Origin of the sequence: Leptolyngbya subtilissima AS-A7, from assembly GCF_039962255.1 — a bacterium.
Taxonomy (GTDB): domain Bacteria; phylum Cyanobacteriota; class Cyanobacteriia; order Phormidesmidales; family Phormidesmidaceae; genus Nodosilinea.
Genome location: NZ_JAMPKY010000002.1, coordinates 418,434 through 443,926, shown reverse-complemented (window position 1 = coordinate 443,926; position 25,493 = coordinate 418,434). Strand labels below are relative to the sequence as shown.

The following is a 25,493-nucleotide window of genomic DNA, read 5'->3' as shown; positions in this document are numbered from 1 at the left end:
CAGCGTCTTTGCAGGAGAAACTTTGAGTTTTGCATTTTCCCCTTCCCTCACCCACCCATCCTCCTCTCTACTAACCTATGCCTGATCTCCACCTCATCGACCATCCCCTCATCCAGCACAAGCTCACCCTGATGCGGCGGGCCGAGACCAGCACGGCAAAGTTTCGCACGCTGCTAAAGGAAATCAGCCTGCTGATGGCCTACGAAGTGACGCGCGATCTGCCGCTGAAGCTAGAAACCATCCAGACACCCATGGCCACGATGGAAGCTCCGGTGCTGGCTCCGGAGAAAAAGCTAGTCGTCGTTTCGATCATGCGGGCGGGGCAGGGCATTCTCGACGGCATCTTGGAGCTGATGCCCTCGGCGCGGGTGGGGCACATTGGTCTCTACCGCGATCCCCAAACCCTGCGGGTGATTGAGTACTTCTTCAAGGTGCCGGAGGATTTGAGCGATCGCGACGTTCTCGTCGTTGACCCGATGATCGCTACGGGCAATACGGCGGTGGCGGCACTGTACCCGTTAAAACAGGCTCAGCCGCGATCGCTCCGCTTTCTCTGCCTGCTCGCCGCCCCCGAGGGCATTGCCCACTTTCACCGCGAACACCCCGACGTGCCCCTCTACGCTGCCGCCGTAGATGAAAAACTGGACGAGCGCGGCTACATCTTGCCCGGCCTGGGGGATGCAGGCGATCGCCTGTTTGGCACTAAGTAGCAACGCCAAACCTCATTCACGCTTGATCAGCCTTGTTCCTAACGTTTGAATGTTCAACTAAACGGTTGCCCTAGACCCGTAGACGCTCCTATGAGATGCGGCGGCTCAAGCTCCTGGTCAGAGTTGAGTGGCGCTAAATTCTCTCAGCCAATTGACCTGTAGCAGATGAAGTTTGAGTAGGAAAGCCAAAATGCCACAACTTAAGACTATTGAGCTTTTCTTAATTTCTCGCTCTTCTGTTTTCATGCTTTTGCGATCGCAAAAGCATTCAATCAAAACGTTGGCCTACAATAACTTCATAAATTTGGGTGACTGACGCAGACTTATAAATAGCCTTAGTCTTAAGGAAATCAGCATTTATTATCTTTAAGTCGTGACACAACAGGTGGAACTGTTTTTTAATCTAGAATTCATCTGGTCAACAAATTGATTAAGATAATCGAGAACAGCTAGTTTTTACCTAAGCACGTCATCCGGAAGTAGCAAGGTGTTGCGTAAAGCTATGTAAAGCAGCTTCTGGAAATATTTAGAATTGTTCATGAAGCTTTTGTTACATCGAAAAGGCATTAACGATAAGGGTTTCAGGGCTTGAAGTCAAAAAAATCCGCTCTTTGACGCACTAATTCATTTAACTTCATACTTCTAAATCAGCGGCTCATAATATTGTCCTTCATACTCTTTTAAGGACTCTAAAAGTGAGCTAATTGGGGCATTCGCAGCGTTTGTCAGCATTTCTTGAGGCGAGCTGAGTAACGGGCTGAGGAGTTTTTAGAGCCGGTTAACAGGTCTTTTTCTTTCGTTCAGCAGTTTTGTCGGTTGGCTAGACGACAGAGTTTTATTCGCAGCCAGTTAAAATGAGGTCAATCTCGCCAAAAGCCTAAGGCTCAAGACAGGCCTTTGACCACGCTGGGCGAGAGAACCAATCCATAGTTGGGTTTGCTTGGTGTAAAAGTCTCAAGTCATTGAGGCCAAGTTGTCAACGCGAATGGTGAATTGCCCTGTAATTTGTCTTGGGTAATGCGATCGCCCCTACAGGCAGTCTGACCATCGCGGCATCTGCTTCGAGCCTACGGGCTGCCAGCGAATTCTTGTGTGATTACTACAGTATTAAGGGTTCTTATGGCTAAGCAATCTATTCGTCTGCCCGAATCAAACACAACGACAGAGGTGCCACTGTCGTTAGAGTCGGCAGGTGTTGCGCTCGATGCCGAAGCGCAGGTGAGCCAAATTCAGCAGGCGTTGGTCAACAACTTGTACTGGGTACAGGGCAAAGATGAACAGTTTGCCAACGCCCACGACTACTACACAGCGCTGGCCCACAGCGTGCGTAATCAGCTCCTGCAAAAGCGCATTCGCACCGCTAAAACCTACGCTCAAGAGCGGGCGAAGACGGTCTATTACATGTCGGCCGAATTTTTGATGGGGCGTCAGCTCGGCAATGGCCTCATCAACTTGGGCCTCTACGACACCATGCGCCACGCCCTAGCCGACTGCGGCCTCGACCTCGACGAACTGCTAGAGCGCGAGGCTGAGCCTGGCCTAGGTAATGGTGGACTGGGTCGGCTGGCCGCCTGCTTTATGGATTCGCTCACCACCCTTAACCTGCCGGCGGTGGGCTACGGCATTCGCTACGAATTTGGCATCTTTACCCAGCTGATTCGCCAAGGCCACCAGGTCGAAGCGCCCGACAAATGGCTCAGCTACGGCAACCCCTGGGAAATTGCCCGCCCCGACTATCGGGTCGAAATCAAGTTTGGCGGTCACACTGAGGTCTACAAAAAAGACGGCGACGACGACTATCAGGTGCGATGGATCCCAGCTCAGACCGTGATTGGTATTCCCCACGATGTGCCGGTGCCAGGCTATGGCACCGAGAACGTCAACCTGCTGCGGCTGTGGAAGGCCGAGGCCGGAGAAGCCTTTGACCTCGATGCCTTTAACGCTGGCGACTATTTTGGGGCGGTAGCCAACAAGATGATGTCTGAGAACATTACCAAGGTGCTCTATCCCAACGACGAGACCCGCCAGGGCAAAGAGCTGCGTCTGCAACAGCAGTACTTCTTCGTCGCCTGCTCGCTGCAAGACATTATTCGCCTGCACCTGCGCGACCACAGCAGCCTAGATAATTTGGCCGAGTTTGCCGCCATTCAGCTTAACGACACTCACCCGGCTATTGGCGTCGCCGAACTCATGCGCCTGCTGATCGACGAATACAACTTTGAGTGGGCCGCCGCCTGGCAAATCACCCAGCGCACCTTTGGCTACACCAACCACACCCTCATGCCTGAGGCGCTGGAGAAGTGGTCAGTGGACTTGTTTGGCAAGCTGCTGCCCCGCCACCTCGAAATCATCTACGAAATCAACCACCGCTTCCTAGCCCAGGTCAAGCTGCGCTACCCCAACGACCCCGATCGCCTCGAACGCCTTTCGCTAATCGAAGAAGGCGGCGAGCGCCGGGTGCGGATGGCCAACCTGGCCTGCGTCGGCAGCCACGCCATTAACGGCGTCGCCGCTCTGCACACCGAGCTGCTCAAGCAGGAGGTGCTGCAAGATTTCTACGAGCTGTGGCCCGACAAATTCAGCAATAAGACCAATGGCATTACCCCCCGCCGCTGGCTATTGCAGTGCAACCCCCGCCTGGCGCAGCTGATTTCTGAAACCATCGGCGACAGCTGGATCACCAACCTTGATGATCTCAAGCAGCTAGAAGCTCACCTAGACAACGAGGTGTTTCGCCACGCCTGGCAGGCCATCAAGCAAGAAAACAAGTGGAGCTTGGCCCGTTACATCCACGACACCGTGGGTATAGAGGTCAACCCCGACTCGATGTTTGATGTGCAGATTAAGCGCATCCACGAGTACAAGCGGCAGCTGATGAACGTGCTGCACGTGATTACCCTCTACAACCGCATGGTGCAAAACCCTGGGGATCACGTCGTGCCCCGCACGGTGATCTTTGGCGGCAAAGCGGCCCCCGGCTACGCCATGGCTAAGCTAGTGGTGAAGCTGGTCAACGCTGTCGCCGATGTGGTCAACAACGACCCGATTGTGGCCGGGCGGCTGAAAGTGGTATTTTTGCCCAACTACAACGTCTCCCAGGCCCAGCGACTATTCCCAGCCTCTGACCTGTCAGAGCAGATCTCAACCGCTGGCATGGAGGCCTCGGGCACTGGCAACATGAAGTTTGCCCTTAACGGCGCACTCACTATCGGCACCCTCGACGGCGCCAATGTGGAAATCCGCGAAGAGGTGGGAGCCGACAACTTCTTCCTGTTTGGTCTGACCACTGAGCAGGTCGCCGCCTGCAAGGCCGTGGGCCACAACCCCTGGTATTACTACGACACCAACCCTGAGCTAAAGCGCACCCTGGATGTGATCGCCTCAGGGCTGTTTTCGCCCGGCGAGCCCGACCTGTTCTTGCCCATCCTCGACTCGCTGTTGGTGGATGACCCCTACATGGTGATGGCTGACTTTGCCGCCTATGTGCAGTGCCAAGAGCATGTCAGCCGCACCTATGAAGACCGCGATCGCTGGGTACGCATGGCCATTCTTAACACCGCTCGCATCGGCAAGTTCTCCGCCGATCGCACGATCGCTGACTATGCCCGCGAGATCTGGAAGGTGAAGGCGGTGCCGGTGGCTGGAGAGTAGGAGGGTGGATGGGTGGATGAGTAGTCGGGTGGATGAGCGATTCCGTTGATCCTACCCCCCTACCCATCCACCCTCTCACCCATTTACCCCTCTCCTCGCTTCGGCGGTTCTTTGAGCGCCGCCACGAGCAGGCAGACGATGCCGATGTTGATGCAGACATCGGCTACGTTAAAAATCGGGAAGCGAATTAGCCGAAAGTCTAGGAAGTCAATGACTTCGCCAGACAGGAGGCGATCGATGCCGTTGCCCAGTGCTCCGCTGAGAATCAGCCCGTAGCCCACCTGCTCCCAGCGGTTGGGCAATCGTGCTTTTAAACCCAGAGCAATCAGTCCCAGACTGACGGCTAGCGATAGCCACTTAAGCCATTCACCGTTGTTGCTAAACAGGCTGAAGGCGGCCCCGCTGTTGGTTACATAGGTAAAGTAAAACACCCCTGGCCAGATTGGCAGCGAGTCGGGTGGGGTGGTGAGTTCAAAAGTTTGAGCTACCCAAAACTTAGTTAGCTGATCGAGGGCTAGCCCAACCCCAGCGGCGATCCAAAACCAACGATTGCGCACTCTCATGGGCCTAGTAGAACAACAGCTGTCGCAGCACCAGCGACAGCACTGCCACCGCACACACTATCACCAGATGGCCCGGTATCGGCAAAATAGAATAGCCCACCAGCAGCTCCCAGTAGGAGGCCGATACAGTCTGCAACCAGCCTAGCAGGGAGGCGAGAGTCAGGTAAATAATGCCCAGTCCGTGGATGATGCCCAACCCGCTAAGGCAGCTCAGTGCCAAGGTTTCTAGCTTGGGTGGGTTTTGAAAGGCCAGGTAGCCGCATACCCACCCAGCGGGCACAAAACCAATCAGATAGCCAAAGCCCGGCTCGCGCACGTAGCTCAGCCCGCCCCCCTGGGTAAATACCGGAAACTCAAACACTCGAAACAGCGCCAGCCCCAGCACTAGGTAAGCAACCTGCGACAGCGCCGCCGCGTTTTTGCCTCCCACGCAGCCGGTCAGCAGCACAGCCCCCACCTGAAAGCTCACCCCCAGCGACAGCAGCGCCATACCAGACTGACCCCAAGTCCAGGGAGCGTTGAGGGTAAAAGCTTCCATCCAGGTGGCCACAATGGTGAGAACCAACCCAATCAGAGCCCACAGTAGTTCGAATGGTGCTAGCACTGGCGATGTCTTCACCCGTTGGCGGCAGAATTCAGACATTCACATTAGCAGGGTTTGTCAGACTGGGCACGGGTTAACAGAAAGATTTTTGCCCGCTATTAGGCAGCGACAAAGGCATCTCAGTCGCGCACATTCCCCCGCAGAGATTTAATCTGCCCACGCTTAGCTTTGCTGTCGAGGCGTTTTCTCTTGGCAGTTTTTGAGGGTTTGGTGGGTTTGCGCTTTTTAGGCGTAACAGTAACGCTTTGAACTAAACCCTTGAGGCGATCGAGGGCATCTTCTCTGTTTTGCTCTTGGGTGCGATGCTGCTGGGCTTTAATGATGACAATTCCCTCTTTGGTGATGCGGCTGTCGTTGAGGTTGAGCAGACGTTCTTTGTAGAGGGGCGATAGAGAAGATGCATTGATGTCAAACCGCAGGTGAATGGCAGTGGCAACTTTGTTGACGTTTTGGCCCCCCGCCCCCTGAGAGCGGACGGCGCTCAGCTCAATCTCGCTCAGCGGAATGGCAGTGCGGTTGGTAATTTGCAGCATGAAAAATTGAGGACGCTATCTACACCATAGCCAGATTGAGCCAGGATGCAGCATAAAGCCTTGTCAGGTAACGACTTCATGCCGTGTGGCATCTCTACATTCTGGTTGATTACCTGCTCGACGGGTTTATTTACTTTGAAGTCAGAACGTTGCTCGCAGGGTGCTTTCTTCTTGTAGGGCGGGCGTTTTGGAGTGTTCCACCCAAAACTATTCTGATCAAGCATAGGGCTCGGCCCTTAGTCTGGCCCAGCAGAATCTTGAATAAGTATTTGGCGGAACACTCTTGGTTAAGAGCGACAAAGTCAACCAAAGGAGCTTAATGATGAGAGAACGCAACTGTGCACTAGTTTTAGGCATTTTATTTACGGTTTTGGGTTTGGCTGGGTTTGTTCCAGCGCTTGTAACGCTTCCCTCACCGGACATGGCCAGCGCTGCCCCTCTTCCAATTGATATGGGAGATACCTATGTACAGGGTTTTGGCTATCTTTTTGGCCTTTTCCCGATCAACTTAATGCACAACCTAGTTCACCTAGCGGTGGGCATCTTTGGGATCTCGGCTTCTACCACGGTAGGTGGTGCCCGTTTGTTTAATCGGTTCTTTGCAATTTCTTATCTGTTGATTGCCATTATGGGTTTGGTACCCGTGGCTCATACCACGTTTGGCTTGATGCCGATTTTTGGCAACAACGTTTGGTTCAACGCCGTTACAGCGTTGATAGCGGGCTATTTTGGGTTTGTTGCACCCGACAAAGAAACCAGCCTCAGCGTTTAATGATCTGGGAGTGGTAGGCTTGGCCTTCTAAGCCCACCGCTCTTAGGTTCTGTTTGGTTAAGCAAGGTTAGCTTGCTCAAGCATTTTTAGAAGATGGACGTAATTGAACTCGAACCGACGATCCCCACGATATTTAGGTAGGGTTTCAGCATTGCGAGAAATTCTGGCTAGCTTTATGACCTCATTGCTAACAACATGAGCCTGCCGCTGCCAACACGCCGGTGCAGCTTAGCCCTAATCTCTACACAGGGCTGACAGCATTGTCATGAACAAGACGGCGATCTCTGTCTAAGCTTCGTAGCCAAGATAGAACGTCTCTGTAAACGGTGTAGAAGACTAGTTGGCCAACCTAGTGCGTTGGAAAGACAAACCCATTGCCATGTCGATTGTCCAGGGTTAGTTAGTCGGTGTAGCCCACTTTACTCTAGGTTATACCCTCACCTACGCAGCCTTTTTGATTGCCACTACAGCTGGGCGATTTGGCTAACAAGGGGCTCAAAAAATCTAAGTCTTTCTCACGTGAAGTTGTCATGAATCATAAAGCTTAGTCGTGAGAAGCCGCGCAGTTAGAAGGGACTAACTGCGCTTTTTTATGGCGTCAAAAATTAGGTTACGACCTTTGACCGTTGAGGATTGCTCTGGAAAGGTAAAGCATGGATAAAAGCATTACTGTAACAGCCTTAAACGGGGCTGACTAGGAGACACCATGACAGAGCAATATACCCACAGAGGCATCGGTTTTTTCCCTAAGGAGGAGCAGGCCGAGCAAGCTATTCGAGCCTTACAATCATCCGACTTTCCGATGGGCCAGATCTCAATTTTGGCCAAGCAGTTAGCAGACGATGTGGTGGCGGGGGGCGTTAAGACAGGCTCTGAGGTTGAAGGGCAAGACATCAACGACTCTAAACGACTGCCGCAAAATGCTCTAGCAGGAGGATTTTGGGGTGGTTTGCTAGGCGGCCTGACCGGTTTGGCAATGATTCCTGGGGCGGGCGCGGTGATAGCGGCAGGCTCCGTTGGTGCGGCTTTGGCTACGTTGGCAGCTGGACAAGGGGCAGGGGCCTTGGCGACGTCAAACCTCAAGGCTGGGTTGCGTTCTTTAGGCGTTTCCGAAGACCAGGCTGGAGTCTTTAGCGATCGCTTAATTGGCGCAGAGTTTATGGTGATTGTCGATGGCAGTCAGGAGGAAGTGAGCCAGGCTGAGTCGGTTTTAGCTGGCCACAGCATTCAAACCTGGGATGTCTATCCCATGCCGCAGTCTGAAGTCGATTCTAAGTAGTCGATTCTAATTGGAAAGAACGATTGCGCTAGAGGCGATTGGTAGCTTTTAGATTAGTTGGGCGATCGCCTAAACGTCAATCTATTCCTTTCTAATGAGGATGTCCTAGACTCCCATTTCTAGACTGAAAACGACGACCTAGATAAAGCCTTTCTAACGCGATCTTAGCCTTCCTCGACAAGTCGTGACTGAGACCAAAGCCGCGATCGCAGCAGGTGCGCGCTGAGGTGTTGGCGAGGCTGTTTTGCAAGCTAGAGCCACCACTATTAGCCATGATCGACTCTCCTTCCTCAGGTACGGCAGAAAAGCCCAGTGCTTTTCCGATCAACGTTAGGCCGTTTAAGGTGGCCGGGTTTTTGATCGGGTTTGGTCTGGGCGGCTTTATTGACGCCATTGTTTTGCACATGCTGTTGCAGTGGCACCACCTGGTTTCGGGCCGGGTACCAATGAACACTTTGGTAGGTTTGCAGCGCAACGTTTTTTGGGATGGAGTTTTGAGCGCTGGCATGTGGTTGGTCATCGTGGTTGGGCTGGCTGTGCTGTGGCGCGGTATGCAGCAGGTCCCCATTGTGCCCCTCACCACCTCAGCTTTTGTGGGATGGATTTTGATGGGGTGGGGCGGATTCCAGCTCTTCGACAGCGTCTTTTTTCACGCTCTGCTGGGGCTGCACCACATCCGGCCGGGACCTAATTATTTAGTCTACGACGCGGCCTTTTTTCTAATCGGCTTTGTGTTGATTGGATTAGGTTTTCTCATGACGCGTAACCAAATTGATGCTTAGCCATTTTTCCTCCTAGCAGCCCTGCTGGTGCTGGTTGAGCGGCTCGATTCACTGCGATCGCCGTTTCGTCTTCTAGTACGGCTCTGAGTGAGGGCGATCGCGGGTCTTTTTAGTACTTACCCTGTCCTATCTTGTTCTGTCTAAAAAAGAATCACTAGGAGCGTTTGTCTGCTTGCCCAAATCAGCGGCATTGTCTATGTGCTGGTTTGCTTAGCTTTGTTCCTACTGTCGAGCACAGTGGTGGACAAATTTTGGAACGTTTCACGAAAGAGCTGCTGAGAGAGATTGTGTTGCTGCTCTGTGGCGCGGGGCAACTACTCTGGGCCACTCTATGGCCTGCTCTGGGGTCACTCCAGGCTCTGGAGTCTTAAGGAAAAAACACTTCACCATGATCTTGAAGGTTGGCATCAGCTTTTTCCTACGTCGTCAAGGGCACGGCTGATGCCCGGATACTTTCGCCTCAAAAGGGAGATGTGCTGAAACTTCTCGATCTATATAGTTGTTCCAGAAGAGCACAATGGTAGATATAACGTTTCAGAACATTTTTAGTTCTGAAACTCAGCGTGCTTGTATTGTTCGTCACTTCTTTTAACAAATTACTTAGTACATCATTTTTGCTTTCATGGATTTAAATCCTTCAGTTAGAACCGATGCGCCGTTTCCGGTTGTGGGGATGGCTGCTTCTGCGGGTGGCCTGGAAGCGTTCATAAACTTGATCTCTAACTTGCCAGCCGACACGGGTATGGCATTTGTGCTGATTCAGCATCTAGCGCCTGACCATGAGAGCCAACTGGCTGAGATCTTAGGTAGAGTCACCCCAATGGCGGTGCAGCAGGTGCAAGACCAGATGGCGATCGCGCCCAACCAGATTTACGTGATTCCGCCCAACACCCAAATGACATTGATAGATGGGGCCTTTTGTCTGGCGGCGCGCCAGAAAACTCAGGGCAAATATATGCCGGGGGATGCGTTTTTTGAGTCGTTGGCCGCGGATTGGGGCAATAAAGCGATCGCAGTCGTGCTGTCAGGCATGGATGGCGACGGTTCGCAGGGGTTAAAAGCGATTAAGGTGGCGGGCGGTGTGACCTTTGCCCAGTGCGAAGACAGCGCCAGGTATGACAGTATGCCGAATACGGCGGTTGCTACCGGAGACGTTGATTTTGTGCTGCCGCCCGAGGCGATCGCCGCAGAGCTGGTCAACATCAGCCGCAGCCCGCTGTTGACCGTCTCAGAGCCGCTTCAGGGCGTAAAGGAGCTGCCTCAGGCGGACGATGCCCTGACCACCATTTTTGCGCTGCTGCGCACGATGAAGGGCGTTGACTTCACGTTTTACAAATCTAAGACGATCGATCGCCGCATGCAGCGCCGGATGCTGCTGTATAAGCTCGACACCCTGGAAAACTATGCTCAGCACCTGCAAGAGCACCCGGCTGAGGTTCAAGCTCTACATGATGAGATTCTGATCCACGTCACGAGTTTCTTCCGGGATCCAGATACCTTTGAGCAGCTCAAAGCACAGGTTTTTCCAACCATTAGTCAAAACAAAGCCGCAGACACGCCCATTCGAATCTGGGTGGCGGGGTGCTCGACGGGGGAAGAAGTCTACTCGATCGCCATTTGCTTGCTAGAGTTTTTTAGCGATCGCGCCACCATCCCGACGATTCAGATTTTTGCCACCGACATCAGCGAAGCCGCGATCGCCAAAGCTAGGGCAGGCGTTTACTTAGAAAGCCAAATGGGGGGCGTCTCGCCCGAGCGGCTCAGCCGCTTTTTCTTTCCGGTGGCCGCCGGAGGATACCAAATTAGCAGCGCTGTCCGTGAACTCTGTATCTTTGCGCGGCACGATTTAGGCAGCGATCCGCCGTTCTCTAATCTCGACCTGATTAGCTGTCGCAACGTGCTGATTTATCTATCGAGTGCGTTGCAAGAGCGCATCATCGCTATTTTTCACTACAGTCTCAACCTCAACGGCTTTCTCATGCTGGGCATGTCTGAAAGCGTCAAAACCGCCTCAGACCTATTTACGTCGGTTCACGAGCCCGCCAAAATTTATGCGCGCAAGCTGACCTTGACTCGTCCCCTGTTTTCATTCACCACCAGGGTTCACCCGGCTGTCGGTGGCGAGCGCCCGCCGCGAGTGATTGAAACCACCAGCAATAATTTTGATGTAGTGCGAGAAGTTGACCAGCTAATCGCCGCTCGCTACGCCCCAGTGTCTGTAATTATCAACGACCAAATGCAGATTCTCCACCTGCGCGGCGACACCGACCCCTATCTGAAGCTACCCACCGGCACCACTGACCTCAACGTGTTGATGATGGCCCGAGAAGGGCTAATACTGCCCCTGCGCACCGCTATCTACCAAGCTCAAACTCAAAACATTGTGGTGCGACAAGAACAGGTTCAGCTGGACTCGGGTGAGGACTCAGCGTACCTCAACCTAGAAGTAATTCCATTTCAGCCGACCACTGCCGCCACAGTTTATTTTTTGGTGATCTTTGAAGCGGTTTTGCTACCGGTTCTCCCCGCCTCAGCGGCAGCTGAGCGTCAGGAACCGGAAGACCTAGAGCGTGAAATATTGCAGCTTCGTCAAGCTCTGTCCGCTGCGATCCAGCGAGAACTTTCGGCGCAGGCGCATTTGCAGGCGGTGATTGAGGAACACAGCCACCTCAACCAAAATCTGCGAGTGGCCAATGAAGAAATTCTGTCGAGCAATGAGGAGTTGCAGAGCACCAACGAAGAGCTCCAGACGGCTAAAGAAGAGATTCAGGCTACTAACGAAGAACTCTCCACCACCAACGACGAACTGCGCAGCCGCCACCTGCAACAAATTCGAGACAACAGTGATCTCAACAACCTGGTTGATAGCATCAGTGTGCCGATCCTAATGCTCAACAATAAGCTGGAAATTCGTCGGCTTACATCCACAGCACAGCGTCTGTTCAACTTCATTCCTAGCGATGTCGGCAGACCGTTTAGCGACCTTTGCACCGATTTTGACGTTTCCAGCCTAGAGTCTATGGCGTTAGAAGTGCTAGAGACGCTCAACACCAAAGAACAAGAAATTCAAACTCGAACCGGCTATTGGTACTCCCTGCGGATTCGTCCCTATCGCACGACAGAAAACCTGATTGACGGCGTAACCATAGTTTTTCTCGACATCGACGCGCTCAAACGCCATGCTGCCATCTTGGAGGCGGCTCGTGACTATGCAGAAGCGATCATTGAGACGGTGCCCACCCCCTTAGTTGTGCTGGATGCCGCTCTTCGAGTGGACATGGTCAATCGCGCGTTCCGCGACATGTTTCAGACGTCAGCATCAACGTTTGTGCGCTCGTCCCTGTTTGACCTCAGCAACGGGCAGTGGAATAGTCCTCAACTGCGATCGCGCTTAGCAGACGTGCTCAGCCATGATAGTCGGCTGCAAAATTTTGAGATGGACTATTGGTCTGAACGAATTGGGCAAAAAACGCTGCTGCTCAATGCCTGCAAGCTACAGCGTGACGATGAGACGGCGATGGTTTTGCTCGCGATCGAAGACATTACCGAGCGCCAGCGGTTTGAAAGCGAGCGCTCCCAACTCCTCGCCCAAGAACAGGTCGCCCGTCAGCAGGCCGAAACGGCCAACCTCGCCAAAGATGAGTTTCTCTCCAACCTCTCCCACGAACTCCGCAATCCTCTCAACGCCATACTCGGCTGGGCGCAGCAGCTTCGTGCGCGCGCCCTCGAAGAAACGACTATTATCCGTGCTTTAGAGACAATTGAGCGCAATGCCAGGATGCAATCCCAACTGATTGAGGACATTTTAGATACCTCTCGGATTGTTAACGGCAGGCTCATTCTTCGCCCGGCTCCGCTCGAACTGCGCTCAGTGGTGCAGGCTGCGATCGAGACCGTTCAACTTTCAGCCGACGCCAAACAGATTGAAATTGTGGCTCAGCTCAATGCTGAAACGGTAGTCGGGGATGCCAATCGATTGCAGCAAGTCTTTTGGAATTTGCTGTCAAACGCGATTAAATTTACCCCGCCCAACGGGCGCATTGAAATCACCCTAGAGCGGGTGCAGGGGCAGGCTCAAATTCGGGTTACTGACACCGGGCAGGGCATTACAGCCGATTTATTGCCGCATGTTTTTGAGCGCTTCCGGCAGGGCGACTCTAGCACCACCAAAGCAAAGCCCGGTTTGGGCCTAGGGCTCGCGATCGCCCAGCAGCTGGTAGAACTCCACGGCGGCACCATGCAAGCCACCAGCCCCGGCGAAGGACAAGGCGCCACGTTCATCGTCAGGTTGCCGCTGGACGGGCGCTTGGGAGCGCCGCCATTCAGTGTAGAGTCGCCTGCATCAGAGAGTTCAAGCGCCCCAGTTGCGTCGGTAGACGGCCTGCAAATTTTGGCCGTCGATGACGAAATTGATACCCTTGAGCTATTCAAATTTGTGCTAGGAAACTATGGGGCTAAGGTGCTAACTGTGGCCTCTGCCAGCGAAGCCCTAGCGGCTCTGAATGACAATCCCAATCGGTACAACGTGCTAATTTGCGATATTGGCATGCCCGAGAAAGACGGCTATTGGTTGATTCAGCAAGTGCGAGCGCTGAGTGCAGATGCCGGCGGGCAAATTCCAGCCATCGCGCTGACGGCTTATGTGGATGAAGCCGACCGACAACGGGCGATCGCCGCCGGGTTCCAGCGCCATCTGGCGAAACCTGTGGACCCAGAAGACCTCATCAGAGCGATCGTGTCAGTCCATAGCGACTCCATGTAAACCGTGCTGTAGGGTTAGGCATTTCGCCTGCACGGGCAAAATACCCGTTCCATCGAGTAAGCCAACTGGCCGATCACATTTGTCTCCTGCTACTGTAACCAGCAAGCAGGGCACCATCGCTCCACCGCGGCGATCGCTACTCGTGTAGATGCAACCTGATGCCTTAACCCTCACCGGCACCGCTGGCCTGTTGGGAGCTTTGTTTTGGGCACCATTGGCGGGTTACGACGGGTGTGGCTATGGATTCTGGGAAATGGCCATCTGATTGGCTAATGTATACCGTGCTGGGCCTTGACCTGCTCTAGCTGATGGGCGTTGCTGTGCTGGTGTGGCTAGCGGACGTAGGCAGCAAAAAGCCCCAACGCTGACCAGAGGCTAAAGTGAAGTTCCGTTGGCCCTATTTTGCCTTCAATTGCTCCAATATTATGCTCACGTTTTCGATGCCTGCGCAGGTTTTATCTAACAGCGCTGCTTAAGCTTTGTCGGCGGGTTCGGCGTGCAAGATGCGGTTAAGAATTTGTTCTAAGGTTTGAATGTCAATGTTCATTTTTGATGCTTCGCTGGCGTGGTTGCCTGCTTTGAGGCAGCGAATCTCGACGGGCACTACCCACCGTCCATCCCTTGTTTTTTTCTGCGTTCAAGCGATCGTGCTGGGATAGTACAACTATGCCATCTAGCTCTTTCATCAGCGTTTCAGCAGTAGCCGTGTCCCCGTCATTCGAAGCCTGAGTGTAGGCTTCTATCAAAATTCGAAATTCGTTGTTCATCATTTGCCATTCCTCTCAATGCTGCGTCAGTTGGTTTTCTCCATATACGAAGTAACACGCTCAGTTATTGAGGAGGCACAACCAAACGACAGATTCATCAGTAATTTCTAACAACTTATACGCATCTAAAACATTTTCATCTAATAAGTTATACATGCCATCAAATAACTGCTGAATTGCAAAATTCAGATCCATCGGGGTGATTTTTCTCCAATAGGATGGCCGAACATACCGTAAGATTCTGAGATCAGCGTTCTGTAAAAATAGACCGCATCTTCCTCCCCTCGTACTCAATCACCGTTGATTGATTGGGGTCGGTCGCGTTCAGCGTTATAACAACGTCAAACTCAGTAAACTCATATCTCATAACAAGGCCCGAAATAGGGGTTAACCTCCGAAGTAAACGGCTCGCTCTTTCTCGCGGCGCTTGACTAAGCCCAGTAGCACCTTGCCCCCGGCCTTTGTTCAGCTCATTAGGGCATCGGCTTGGCGGTTGCTCGCCTGTGCGTGGAGGTAGATTTCGCTGCCTATAAACTGGTGCGGACCCACGTTGTAGCAGAAGCTGTCCAGGGCACTGGCCTGATGCTCAGCGAAGCCCAAGGGTGCGATCGCAGGTAGGCATTTGCGCTCCAGGTAGGCCAGCATCTCCCGCTCTGCTCTTAATCAGTTCCGTCATCCCCGGTGCATCGATAGCGGGGTTCGAGGCTGCGATCCTCATCGTCTTGCGCTGCCCCTGATGCCGCCACCTCGGGCGAATCCAGCCGTCTATGTTCCCAATTGAAACTTCACCTTTGGGAGTTCTAGCCATTTCGGGTACCCATTCTGTACCCATTGAAGCGCTAAAACCCTGATCGTTCCGTTTAAATCCGTTAAGTGCACACCCGTTTCTAAATGCGATCGCACCCCAGTGTCAATCATTAAAGGCCTTGAAATGGCGGCTTTTCAGGGAATGGACGTAACTGGACTCGAACCAGTGACCCCCACGATGTCAACGTGGTGCTCTAAATGGCTCAAATGTATTGATTACAAGGCTTTTGAGAGGTTTCAGCGGTGTTAGGGCTTGTCGGAAAGTAACGGAATTATAGGGGTTTTAGTGGTTTAATGGAGGTGTAATGGCGGTGTAGAAGGCATGCCTAGGACTCCTAAGGGCGAAATCAGCATAAATGACAGTGACGGTTGGATTCAGCTTGTATGGCGCTACGAGGGTAAGCGGAAGTGGTTCAGCCCTGGTCTACGGTATGAACCGATCAACCTGGCAGTGGCCCACCAGTTGGCCCACCAGATCAAGTTGGACATAATCAGCGGTAACTTTGATCCAAGTCTTAAGAAGTACAAGGGCGATCGCAGTCTTGAGCCAGCCAAGGATCTAGGGGCTGTGAAGCTGTTTGAGCGGTTCATCGAGTTCAAGACCAAGAAGGTACAGCATAGAACTTTAGAAAAATATAAAGGGCTGCTGACTTGGCTTAGAGAGTTCTATGGCGATCGCCCTGCTACGGAGAAGGATGCTGAGGACTTCATTCACTGGCTCAATGAGAATATGGAACCAGTCACCAGCCAAGAAAGGCTAGGGTTGCTGAAATCTGGCTGGAAATGGGGAATCAAGCAAGAACTCGTGAAGGATAACCCTTGGGTAGAACTGAGGGTCAGGAATCGGCCTAAGCAGAAGCCCAAAGCCTTTACTAAGGACGAAGTACAGCGCATACTCAAGGGTTTTGCGGAACATTGTCGCTATAACCACTACACCGACTATGTGAGATTCAAATTTAGCTGTGGTTGTCGAACTGGAGAGGCTAATGGTCTTCGCTGGCGACACTTGAACGAAGATTGCACTGTGATTTGGTTTGGTGAAGCTCATACTCATGGCGAGTTCAAGGAAACCAAGACTGGCAAGGATCGAGACGTGAAGCTATCTGACAGCCTGGGGGCAATGTTGCGTTTTCGTAGACCTACCAACGTTGACCCTGATAGTTTGGTATTTCCAGCACCAAAGGGCGGTGCAATCACAGAGGGTAACTTTGGTAAGCGTGGATGGCGGAAGGTTTTAGAGGCTCAGGGAGTGCCCTACCGTCGTTACTATAATACTCGCCACACGTTTATCTCTCATGCTCTTGAATCAGGTATGAACCCGGTAGAGGTAGCGGCGATTACTGGGCATGATGTCAAGACACTGTACCAAAACTATGCCGGATTGATCAAAAGCCATCCAAAAACACCGGAGTTGTTTTAACTGGCTTTTCTATTGCGCTTCTGCCCACTAGGTAGCGATCGCCGAAAGTTTTCTATGGCAACTTGGTGGGCATGAGGAGAGGACTGGTTTGCTAACCAATCAAAAATCAACTCTCTATTAAATAAAATTGGTGCTGTGAGTCCTTTGCCTCTCTTAAAATAGTGAACGCCTTCAATCCAGTGCTCCCTTAAGCTCTTGAGGGTATCCTTTTCGCATTTTAGAAATTCACAAGCTTCTTCGGAAGTTAGTAGAGTACAATTCATTTTCATCGTCGATCTAAATTATTGTAAAATGCCTAGGTCGTATATAGGTAATTGTCTTAGCAGCGGCTTAAAAGGTTATATTTACCTTTCACTTAAGTTGTGGTTACTTAGGGCGGCATAGCATCTCTCCTCTGATGGCTAGCTTTCATTGGGAATTACTGTTATGGAAGGCTGCTCGTAAAGATCAGAGATTTTATCGATCGCATTCAAAATCTCTTGGTAGGTGTCTTCAGGTAATATTTTCTCCAGAACATTGATGAACTCAGTAACTTGCACGTCCATCATGTTTTGAATCTCAAGACGTTTAGCGCTTTCTAGGCCATAGAGCCTCATCCTTAACTCAATGTTTCGATGTAACTGTTGAGTGAGTTTAGCCAGATCGCTAGGGCTTCCAGTGCTGACTAGTGTGGTGGACAGTTTTAGCCAAATGCCATCCAGCCGTTGACCTTCGAGTTCTCGAAGGTTTTCACATATTTCAGCCGTATGAGATCTAGTCTCAGAGAGAGATACCTGGACATCTTGAAAGGCTTGAACGTGAGAAACCCCTAATTCTTCGCCGATTTGTCTAAAGGTGTAGCCTTTGAGCCTTAGTTCAGAGGCTTTTTCTTTTCTAATGGCTAGACTGCATTGGTCTGGGCTTAACTTTCCACCTGGCATGTTAAATCACCTATCAGTTAAATTGATTGTCTCCAATTACAAGCCTGAGAAACTTCTGAATAGCGATTCACCATTATTGAATCAGGCAAAATCAAGAGATTAGCAGAAAGGGCGCGGCATCGAAGAGGGAGTGAGCAGCGCCGGGGTTTACTTCGACGTTTGGGACAGCCCCGGTAACTCGTCTAGAGAGTACCCACACAAAACGCCCCCTTGGGAGAGACAAACACCAAGGGGCATTTGGGTAGACAACGTCATAGATGAAATTGAAAATCCTTGAGGAATTTAGAAAAAATAAAAAAAATATTTTTATCTCGTAGCAGTTCCGTATGGGAACTCGCCCTCGTGAATCCATAGCGTTGAAGTGGAAGCATTTTTCTGATGACTGTTCCTCTGTATGGATAGGAGAGTCCTACAGTCGAAAGAAATATATCAAGTTAGCCAAGATGAATAAGTCTAGGACGCTTGTGCTGCCCTGTGAGGTGCGCGAGACGATGTTCGCTCGTCATATATCTCATCTAATGAACTGGTCTTTCCTGCTCCTCGTCGTGGAAGCTATTTGGACGATCACAACTTTAGCCAAAGGATATGGAATAAGTCTTTTGTGGCGGCAGATGTGCGTCATCGTACGTTCTATAGGACTAGAAGCACATTTATTAGTGACGCCCTACAGTCGGGTATTCATCCGATCGATGTTGCAGCCTGCGTTGGCGATAGTGTTGCTGTGATTTATCGCTATTACTCTGGATGTATTAAAGGTTCAAACAATATACCGATGCTTTTCTAGTAAGTGCGATCGCTAGAAGTATTGATATACAAAGCTTTAATCCCCTATATACAAACGCGATAAGGAATAAGGGGGGGACTGTCTATACATAAGACGTTACCCGTGGTACTTCCATTTCTGGAACTATTTTATTTTTGATCTTTATTGGTAACCTTCCTATTCGCTTGTGTATGGGGGAGCCGGTGAAGTTCTCTAATCCAATTCGATAGATATTAAATGACTTGTGGTGCTTGTTCGAGATTATCGAGCAAATTTGTGATCTGAATCACTCAAGACCGGAAAAACTTACTTAAAACTGCACCAATTCCTATATTTAGAGTAACTTTTTCCGGTCAAGCCCTCGAAAAAATAAAAATGATCGCTTTCCCCTTATAGCGTGGAACTATCAATATAGATGAAGTCAGTATGTTAGTTCTGCTTTCTCGAACTAGCTAAAAGATAGTTTCTCCTTGTATTAGAGAAACTAAATTGAAAGAGTACGAATTGTAAAGGTATCAACCGATGAAATCCATTCTCGAATCACCAGTATCAGTTTTCAAGTTTTCACACGAGAACTCTACTGTACCTGCTCACACCACCGCAATATTAGATGCGCTGGACAGTATTCGCACTAATGAACAGGCAAAAATTGTAAGAGATATTTACCAGAAGGAAGGCAAAAGCAAGCATTATAAAGCTGAAAAGAAGAAACTACCTGGCATTACCTGGGCTGGAACCTTCCCTATCCGCAAAGATGACTGTATAGATAAAGTCAGCGGAGTGATGTACCTGGACAAAGATGAACTAGACATCACTCTCGATCAAATCGTCCAATACCCTGAAGTTGTAGCCTGCTGGAAGAGTGTTTCTGGAGCGGGATACGGCTTTCTTGCTTTCTATGAGGGTAACTACAAGAGTGCTTTCCGTGAACTCAGCATACGGTTTGAGGCCAGAGGTATTAAACTTGATCCTCAATGTTCAAATATTGGACGGCTTAACTTCCTCTCTTATGACCCTGAGCTTTGGATAAGAGAAGATTGGGAGTCCTGCCCTGTTGTCGTTGGCCCCGAACCTGAGTTGGGTGAGATCGAGGATATTCCGACAGGTACTTTTGCAGCAACGCTTGAGGAGGTCATTGAGAACTGCATAGGGTACGCAAACGATCGCGCTGGTAAGTACGAAGAAGGCAATCGTTACAACTACAGCATTTACCTAGCTTGCAAACTCATTCATTACGGTGTTCCTCTCTCGGAAGTTTTCAGTGACATCGAGAAGTTCATACCTGACATCACTGACGACACCTTAGAGAGAATCAATGACCTCTACCATCGCTGGGCTGACCAATATGGCACCTGGTCTTACTCGACCACCAACTACGACGAGTATTGGGTTCCTGTTATCTATAAGTACAACGCTCCTGAAAATGCGATCGTACTAAACCAGGAGTACACCTCAAACTACCCAGTTGAGAATCACCCTAAGTTGGGAATCAAGGCTGCCAAGGGTACTGGCAAGACCACCCTCATCAAACGATGGGTGAATCAGTTCAATGATCCCAAGATGGTTCTGGTCGTCTCTAACCGTCAGTCCATCGTAGATAAGTTGGTGAACGATCTAGGGTTTGTGGACTACCGCAACGTCAAAGGCGGTGATTACCGCAGGGGTGGTCGTTATGTCATCTGTATAAACTCGATTCCTCATATCCCTGCTGAGATGCGTTCTGGCTGTGTAACCATCATCGATGAAGTGGAGAGCACTCTGAATGACCTGACCCTTAGCAGCACATTTGGATCTAATCGTAATGAAGTTAGGATGGCTCTAGAGGAAATGGTCTCAACCTGTGAGGGTTTACTGTACCTAGATGCTGACATATCGGAAGCCACCTACAACTACATCAACGAACTCACCGAAGGTGGAGAGTTCCTGGTAAATATGTACCAGCCTCTAGCTCATAAGGGGAAAGCAGGTGGAATGACTAACCTGGAGATTCGTACCAGCAAAAATATGGAGGCGGTACTGACAGACCTTGACAACACTATTAAATGTCGCACTCCTTTCATCTACTGTGATCTTGCGGCGACGGTTACCATCCTTGGTACTATCTACCCTGAGTTTGACGCTATAACCAGTGACACAAAAGCTAATTATCCTCAAATCTTCAACGACCCTGATAACTATCGTCCTGCTGGATCGATTGGTTCTCCTTCTGTAGCAACTGCTATCAGCCTCACCAACGGTCATTTCAACTTTGTAGGTGGTATCTACCAACTGAAACTTACAACCATTGAGATGTTTGCTCAGGGGCTACATAGGGTACGTTCTGGTTGCGATCGCGTCGTATGGTGTGTATCAACCACTAATCCTAAACTAGCGAAGACTGAAGCGGAATGTTTAGCTGATATTTTGTCTGCACAACAAAAAGTTTTTGATTTGAACGATGTACCGAAGAAGGCTGTAGCTACTCCGTTCGATCGTCTTAAGGCCGCAATGATGGCTAAGAACTCTCGCCAACACGCTTTCCCCCTCCAAGCGATGCGTGAGAAATTCCGTGCTGAAGGGTACTTTGTCACTGAGACTGAACTCCTTGATGGTGAGATGACTGAATTAGACATCATCTACAAGCAGGCTAAAGAGTTTATCAAGGTTTCTAAGATTGAGTCCATCATCAATGCTGAAGATGTAGACATAGAAGTTCTTCAAGAAAAGAAAGAGTTGACACCGGACGAGAGTGCTAGTTTGATAAAGTGTCTCATCAGGCGATCGCTGGTTATTAATGATGTTATTAAAGAAGATGTAAAATTCTACCAGAAAGATGACAATTGGCAAGCCATTCGTTTGGTTGAGTATCTGAACGACCCCAAGTTGGCTGAGCAGAAAGATGAGTGGCAGAAAGATTATTACGCTCCTGATAAGGACTTCTGCCTTGATACCGTCAGACTGGCCTGTGACCTTAACCTAGGCTATTTTAGGGACAATGCTCAGTCTATTACCGTTGAAGACATTAAAGAGCTAGTAGAGGTTGCTAGGGAGCACTCAGCAGACATCAAGCTTCTCTTCGGTATTGATATCAGCAAGTTGAAAAAAGAAAACGCCATCGCTCGTAAGATTCTTGCCTGTGTAGGTCTGAAGGTGGTTAGCAAGAGACATTATGCTGACGGTAAAGAATTTCAGATTCCCGAGGTTAATATCGATGAATACTTTGAGGAGGTCATTCAGCGCCGAGAGTTGAAGAGAGCAGAAGTTCAGGTAGTGCCTACAAAAGACACTCTAGATTTAGGTCGCCCTTCTCAATTAAAAGAGGCTTTGAGTCCTCACTATTTCAGTGATCAGTTCCGCAATGAGTTAGAAGACTATTTCCCTAGAGAACATACTTTAGGAGAAGAGGATGACGACAATCTTATAATCGAGTTCTGAAAAGCAAATAGCTAATCAGCATTGATAGCTTATTAACAATTTCGTATACTGGTGGTAAGTTGAGGATTGATACCCCTTGGCTTATCTATTAAAATTCGTACTAAAAGACCGATCAGGATTAATATCTCTAATCGGTCTTTTAATATTTATAGCGGTTCTCAATCGTATGAGGTATAGGCAAGTTGCTCAAGCACATTTTTGAGCTGTGCCAGTTCTGTCTCTAGAACTGCAGCTCGGGCTTCGAAGTGCACGCAGCCACGGTAGAGTGGGCACTGCCCACCAGTAGAGACAATGGGCGATCGCCCCAATGCAACCTGCTGAACTTGCCTGGTTTCAAGGAAGACTGGGCTGACTAGGGCAGCTTAAATTTAATGGTGGGCAGTGCCGACCCTACTTACTACGGGCGTAGCTGCCAAAGAAGATGATTTTCTCTTGTTGGAAGCGATCATCTATGCGATCTAGACGCTTTTGTGTCTTTGGCTACGAATATATCTTTCTAAGTCGAAAATTTAAACTTTTGTCATAAAAAGTAGATGATTATCCTGAGCTAGGCCTACAACCCGCGATCTTGGGAAGAGTGAATATATGTCACTATCCCTTTGAATCTCTTTAAGGCAAACCATGACGACCACTCCAGAAAGCTTGATTGCTGAAGTTGTAGCTTTTGCAGAACAGTGCAGGAAGAAAATTAATGAATTTGATGAAGCAGAGGTTTTGTGTGGCTTAATAGGCGCATCTGGAAGTGGAAAATCATCGCTCATCAATGCCATAGCTGGGGAAAAGGTATCAGCAGTCGGGGTTGTCGAAACCACTCTGGAAGCGCAGGCATTTGTTCATCAAGGCATTAGATTTGTTGATCTTCCTGGGTGTGGAACACTTAAGTTCCCTCGAGAAGGGTACATAGAGAATCTAAAATTAACTACCTATGACTGCTTTTTACTCGTCACAGCAAATCGTTTTACAGAAAATGATGTATTCCTTTTTCAGGAGCTTTCCAAAATAGGAAAACTCTGCTTTGTCATCCGCAACAAGTTTGATACTGCCGTTGAGGATGGAATGTATGATAATGGGCACTCAGAAGATGAAACCAGAAAAATAATTACTAATGATATTTTAGTGAACCTCTCTCCATCACGTCCCGAAAAAATATATCTTATATCTGCTCGTAAACCCACAGAGTATGACCTAGGCAATCTTCTTCGCGATATCGCTGAGGCTTTGGATGGATTGAAGCAACAAAGATTTGTAGCTGATATGGGTACTTATAGTCAAGAGGCTCTTCAAAAAAAGGGCAAGCTTGCTAGAGATAGGATTCCTTTATATGCATTTCTGGCCGCAGCTAATGGAGTCAATCCAATTATTGGAGTTGACATCGCTGTAGACATGAGTCTTTTGCTGAAGTTTGGGAATGAAGTTGCTAATATCTATGGGCTTACATCAAGTCAATTTGAGTACATCAAAAGACTTTTAGGCGCGGGTGCCGTTCCGGGCTTGCTGGCTAAAATCACTCAATTTTCTGCTAAATATTTAGCGAAGGAAGGATTGGTATTACTACTAAAGAAAACTGCTACTCGCCAGGTAGCAAAACAAACAACCAAATGGATTCCAATTGTTGGCCAGCTCGTTGCTGCTGGCATAGGGGGGACAGCGACTTTTTGGCTATGCGAACAAATCGTTGAAGAAGCAGAAGATTTAGCTAAGGAAATTCTGAGCGAACTAATATAAGATTCAAAAATAAGATTATTAATATTATGTAGACGACAGGGCAAGAAAAACCTTAATGCTGATTTCCGCTGTGGATAGACATGTTGATCTTCCCATCAAGGTTTGTGGTGATGGGGAATGGATATTGTTTATCAGCAGTGGGCTAATCCACAGGTCTTTAGCTCGCCCTACTAATTTCGACCAATCTACAACCGACAGCAAAACAATTCTCAATTCAGAAGATCCGGGCAATAAGACTTCCTATGCCCAGCAAAGAGAATGGGCGATCGCCCCAATGCAACCTGCTGAACTGGCCTGGTTTTAAGGAAGATTAGACCAACTGGGGCATTTTAATTTTAATGGTGGGCAATGCCCACCCTACTTACTTATTAGAACAGCTTACATTTAATGATGAATAACATCCATTTACCCTATCAAAGTAAAACTAAAATCAAATTTAATTTTAAAGAATCTCAAACATGCGATCAAAGTTTTCTCTCAAAATTTTATTATTCTCATCACGCAGCTCCCTCACAAAAGCGCAAAAATCTTCTTTTATATCTTCTAGCATTTTTCTGGGATTAATATGGCAAGCAAATTTCTTTTCTTTTTTCCCTTTTGTTTTCCGCAAATGTGTGATTTCATCAATTTTAATTGAATCTTGAAAATCACAGTTCAGGACAATTTGACCTTTAATCATTCCATTGTGAAAAAGTCCACATCTGGCACTAGAATACAAGAAATCTATTTCATCTTTTTTGAATTTATCTCCATATAGCCTCCTAACTGAATTTGCAAAGAAATCTCCACTTTTTCCATGACTTGAAATCCCCGTCTTGTATTGCTCAACTCCTTCAAAGTAAGAAATACAGATCATTAAAGCAACAAATCCATATTGTGTTGAATGATCTTGCAAAATCGCTTCAGCCTTATTCAAAAACCATCCGCTCACCTCTCTCTCATAAATTTTTATTTTGTCATCTATATTTTCAGGATCTAATCTTTGATCACTGCTTTCATCCAAAGCTACAGGAACTCCCTCTTCGTAGAAGCCTAAAATTCCTGGCGCTATATAATAATCCTCATTTTCGGGTATTGATTTCGACATGCTAAACAGTGTGTAGGAGGTGTTATCGATAGCGTAACGCATCAACGCTATGTATTTTCCCTAGCCAAAAGGTGCTTCCCGCATGGATTATGCTGCGTTAATCCATCCTACGGCTGCTACGGTTGATTAAGGTCTTGGTTTTTGAGCATATTGCCTAGGTAGAAATCGACGAAAGCTTCGGCGGCCTCGCCGTTTAAGCCTTTTAGAGCTTCCACAATGTCCGCAACTGTCTCTGCTGTCGGATCGCGTTCCTCATGGAACCACTTGTAGATAGCCGATCGCTGCAAGCCCATTTTTACAGCAAGGCTGTTTTGGCTAATGCCGTACTGCGTGAGGACTTCCCGTAGCGCTTTTCCTGCTCTTCCCATGTCCCCATCGTCCCAAAGAAGCATGGGATCGTAAATGTAATCGCAAGAGATGACATTCTCTAGAGGGGTGCGGTATGATGCGTTTGTCATCTTAAGCGATTACATTCAAGGAGTATCCCTATGCCTCAAGCCTTCCTGCCTTCTTCCCTACCCAGTGCCAATACCCAGGCACCTATGACCACCGAATCCACCGCCGAACCTGGTAGAGAAAAGGTCTTGCTTACTCTCACAGGTTCCGCTTTCGCCATAGAACGAGTGATCCATGAACTGTACCGAGTTGGATTCGCAGAGGTACGCGAATGGAGCAAACCTGTACCGACAGGTAAGGTGAACGAGGTTATGAGAGTCTTAACTCGATATGTGATTATTGAGTGATTATGCTTGGCAGTGCTTAGAGCACAAGTAAGAATCACTAAAGAACAACACTACAGCTCCTACTCTTCCCAAGATGAATCGGTGGCGATCGCAGAGAAGAGTAGGAGCATTGTTTTATGGTCGGTTGGTTTCTACTTACTGTAGCCAGCAGCGATCGCGGTAGTTGCCATCAGGATTGCTAGATACAGCTT

Annotated in this window: 19 protein-coding genes; 11 read left to right on the top strand and 8 right to left on the bottom strand. The window is 49.3% G+C overall.

Annotation, left to right across the window (positions count from 1 at the left end):
* The first annotated feature begins 77 nt into the window (after positions 1-77).
* Positions 78-710 (top strand): uracil phosphoribosyltransferase, encoded by a 633-nt coding sequence (upp, locus tag NC979_RS06650; protein ID WP_190518675.1) that lies wholly within the window; start codon positions 78-80, stop codon positions 708-710.
* A 1,119-nt stretch (positions 711-1,829) separates the two neighbouring features.
* Positions 1,830-4,361 (top strand): glycogen/starch/alpha-glucan phosphorylase, encoded by a 2,532-nt coding sequence (locus NC979_RS06645; RefSeq protein WP_190518673.1) that lies wholly within the window; start codon positions 1,830-1,832, stop codon positions 4,359-4,361.
* Positions 4,362-4,444: 83 nt separating this feature from the next.
* On the opposite strand, the gene lspA is transcribed toward NC979_RS06645, so the two are convergent.
* From lspA to arfB, 3 genes are all read right to left on the bottom strand, one after another.
* Positions 4,445-4,924 (bottom strand): signal peptidase II, encoded by a 480-nt coding sequence (gene lspA, locus NC979_RS06640; protein WP_190518671.1) that lies wholly within the window; start codon positions 4,922-4,924, stop codon positions 4,445-4,447.
* A gap of 4 nt (positions 4,925-4,928) precedes the next feature.
* Positions 4,929-5,567, bottom strand: a complete 639-nt coding sequence (locus tag NC979_RS06635; protein ID WP_199308798.1) for a biotin transporter BioY — start codon at positions 5,565-5,567, stop codon at positions 4,929-4,931.
* Positions 5,568-5,647: 80 nt separating this feature from the next.
* A complete protein-coding gene (gene arfB / locus NC979_RS06630) occupies positions 5,648-6,061 on the bottom strand; it encodes an alternative ribosome rescue aminoacyl-tRNA hydrolase ArfB (RefSeq protein ID WP_190518668.1) in 414 nt (137 codons plus the stop codon).
* A 322-nt stretch (positions 6,062-6,383) separates the two neighbouring features.
* Here arfB and NC979_RS06625 point away from each other — a divergent pair, with 322 nt between their 5' ends.
* The 4 genes from NC979_RS06625 (at position 6,384) to NC979_RS06610 (ending at position 13,656) form a co-directional block, all read left to right on the top strand.
* Positions 6,384-6,833, top strand: a complete 450-nt coding sequence (locus NC979_RS06625; protein ID WP_431191027.1) for a DUF4383 domain-containing protein — start codon at positions 6,384-6,386, stop codon at positions 6,831-6,833.
* A 706-nt stretch (positions 6,834-7,539) separates the two neighbouring features.
* Complete coding sequence (locus NC979_RS06620) at positions 7,540-8,112, top strand: hypothetical protein (RefSeq protein WP_190518666.1); 573 nt, start codon at positions 7,540-7,542, stop codon at positions 8,110-8,112.
* 272 nt (positions 8,113-8,384) lie between these two features.
* Complete coding sequence (locus NC979_RS06615; RefSeq protein WP_190518664.1) at positions 8,385-8,894, top strand: DUF2243 domain-containing protein; 510 nt, start codon at positions 8,385-8,387, stop codon at positions 8,892-8,894.
* A gap of 622 nt (positions 8,895-9,516) precedes the next feature.
* Complete coding sequence (locus tag NC979_RS06610) at positions 9,517-13,656, top strand: CheR family methyltransferase (protein WP_190518661.1); 4,140 nt, start codon at positions 9,517-9,519, stop codon at positions 13,654-13,656.
* A gap of 472 nt (positions 13,657-14,128) precedes the next feature.
* Here NC979_RS06610 and NC979_RS06605 read toward each other — a convergent pair whose 3' ends face one another.
* Together NC979_RS06605 and NC979_RS06600 are read right to left on the bottom strand one after the other, a co-directional pair.
* Positions 14,129-14,260, bottom strand: a complete 132-nt coding sequence (locus tag NC979_RS06605) for a hypothetical protein (protein ID WP_255524800.1) — start codon at positions 14,258-14,260, stop codon at positions 14,129-14,131.
* A gap of 628 nt (positions 14,261-14,888) precedes the next feature.
* Complete coding sequence (locus NC979_RS06600; protein WP_190518659.1) at positions 14,889-15,068, bottom strand: glycoside hydrolase family protein; 180 nt, start codon at positions 15,066-15,068, stop codon at positions 14,889-14,891.
* 484 nt (positions 15,069-15,552) lie between these two features.
* Here NC979_RS06600 and NC979_RS06595 point away from each other — a divergent pair, with 484 nt between their 5' ends.
* Positions 15,553-16,650, top strand: a complete 1,098-nt coding sequence (locus tag NC979_RS06595) for a site-specific integrase (protein ID WP_190518657.1) — start codon at positions 15,553-15,555, stop codon at positions 16,648-16,650.
* 401 nt (positions 16,651-17,051) lie between these two features.
* Here the strand turns inward: NC979_RS06595 and NC979_RS06590 are convergent, their stop codons facing one another.
* Complete coding sequence (locus NC979_RS06590; protein WP_190518655.1) at positions 17,052-17,570, bottom strand: hypothetical protein; 519 nt, start codon at positions 17,568-17,570, stop codon at positions 17,052-17,054.
* A gap of 1,285 nt (positions 17,571-18,855) precedes the next feature.
* On the opposite strand from NC979_RS06590, the gene NC979_RS06585 reads away from it, so the two are divergent.
* From NC979_RS06585 to NC979_RS06575, 3 genes are all read left to right on the top strand, one after another.
* Positions 18,856-21,747 (top strand): BT4734/BF3469 family protein, encoded by a 2,892-nt coding sequence (locus tag NC979_RS06585; protein WP_190518653.1) that lies wholly within the window; start codon positions 18,856-18,858, stop codon positions 21,745-21,747.
* Between the two features lie 621 nt (positions 21,748-22,368).
* Positions 22,369-23,472, top strand: coding sequence for a GTPase (locus tag NC979_RS06580; protein ID WP_190518651.1), 1,104 nt, complete (start codon positions 22,369-22,371; stop codon positions 23,470-23,472).
* A gap of 55 nt (positions 23,473-23,527) precedes the next feature.
* Positions 23,528-23,776 carry a hypothetical protein gene (locus NC979_RS06575; RefSeq protein WP_190518644.1) on the top strand — a complete coding sequence of 83 codons (249 nt, stop codon included), beginning with the start codon at positions 23,528-23,530 and terminating at the stop codon, positions 23,774-23,776.
* Positions 23,777-23,914: 138 nt separating this feature from the next.
* On the opposite strand, the gene NC979_RS06570 is transcribed toward NC979_RS06575, so the two are convergent.
* The gene (locus NC979_RS06570; protein ID WP_206755251.1) at positions 23,915-24,559 is read right to left on the bottom strand and encodes a hypothetical protein; all 645 of its coding nucleotides are present in this window, start codon (positions 24,557-24,559) and stop codon (positions 23,915-23,917) included.
* A gap of 116 nt (positions 24,560-24,675) precedes the next feature.
* On the bottom strand, positions 24,676-24,927 hold the full coding sequence (locus NC979_RS06565; protein WP_190518998.1) for a helix-turn-helix domain-containing protein: 252 nt from the start codon (positions 24,925-24,927) through the stop codon (positions 24,676-24,678).
* A 120-nt stretch (positions 24,928-25,047) separates the two neighbouring features.
* On the opposite strand from NC979_RS06565, the gene NC979_RS06560 reads away from it, so the two are divergent.
* Positions 25,048-25,302, top strand: coding sequence for a hypothetical protein (locus NC979_RS06560; protein WP_348253526.1), 255 nt, complete (start codon positions 25,048-25,050; stop codon positions 25,300-25,302).
* Positions 25,303-25,493 lie beyond the last annotated feature (191 nt).

Coding starts and splice junctions, on each gene's coding strand:
- arfB (WP_190518668.1), bottom strand. CDS start 6,061: ATGCTGCAAATTACCAACCGCACTGCCATTCCGCTGAGCGAGATTGAG.
- NC979_RS06645 (WP_190518673.1), top strand. CDS start 1,830: ATGGCTAAGCAATCTATTCGTCTGCCCGAATCAAACACAACGACAGAG.
- NC979_RS06575 (WP_190518644.1), top strand. CDS start 23,528: ATGCTGATTTCCGCTGTGGATAGACATGTTGATCTTCCCATCAAGGTT.
- NC979_RS06560 (WP_348253526.1), top strand. CDS start 25,048: ATGCCTCAAGCCTTCCTGCCTTCTTCCCTACCCAGTGCCAATACCCAG.
- NC979_RS06615 (WP_190518664.1), top strand. CDS start 8,385: ATGATCGACTCTCCTTCCTCAGGTACGGCAGAAAAGCCCAGTGCTTTT.
- NC979_RS06610 (WP_190518661.1), top strand. CDS start 9,517: ATGGATTTAAATCCTTCAGTTAGAACCGATGCGCCGTTTCCGGTTGTG.
- lspA (WP_190518671.1), bottom strand. CDS start 4,924: ATGAGAGTGCGCAATCGTTGGTTTTGGATCGCCGCTGGGGTTGGGCTA.
- NC979_RS06585 (WP_190518653.1), top strand. CDS start 18,856: ATGAAATCCATTCTCGAATCACCAGTATCAGTTTTCAAGTTTTCACAC.
- NC979_RS06595 (WP_190518657.1), top strand. CDS start 15,553: ATGCCTAGGACTCCTAAGGGCGAAATCAGCATAAATGACAGTGACGGT.
- NC979_RS06625 (WP_431191027.1), top strand. CDS start 6,384: ATGAGAGAACGCAACTGTGCACTAGTTTTAGGCATTTTATTTACGGTT.
- NC979_RS06600 (WP_190518659.1), bottom strand. CDS start 15,068: ATGCTGGCCTACCTGGAGCGCAAATGCCTACCTGCGATCGCACCCTTG.
- NC979_RS06565 (WP_190518998.1), bottom strand. CDS start 24,927: ATGGGAAGAGCAGGAAAAGCGCTACGGGAAGTCCTCACGCAGTACGGC.
- NC979_RS06580 (WP_190518651.1), top strand. CDS start 22,369: ATGACGACCACTCCAGAAAGCTTGATTGCTGAAGTTGTAGCTTTTGCA.
- NC979_RS06590 (WP_190518655.1), bottom strand. CDS start 17,570: ATGCCAGGTGGAAAGTTAAGCCCAGACCAATGCAGTCTAGCCATTAGA.
- NC979_RS06620 (WP_190518666.1), top strand. CDS start 7,540: ATGACAGAGCAATATACCCACAGAGGCATCGGTTTTTTCCCTAAGGAG.
- upp (WP_190518675.1), top strand. CDS start 78: ATGCCTGATCTCCACCTCATCGACCATCCCCTCATCCAGCACAAGCTC.
- NC979_RS06570 (WP_206755251.1), bottom strand. CDS start 24,559: ATGTCGAAATCAATACCCGAAAATGAGGATTATTATATAGCGCCAGGA.
- NC979_RS06635 (WP_199308798.1), bottom strand. CDS start 5,567: ATGTCTGAATTCTGCCGCCAACGGGTGAAGACATCGCCAGTGCTAGCA.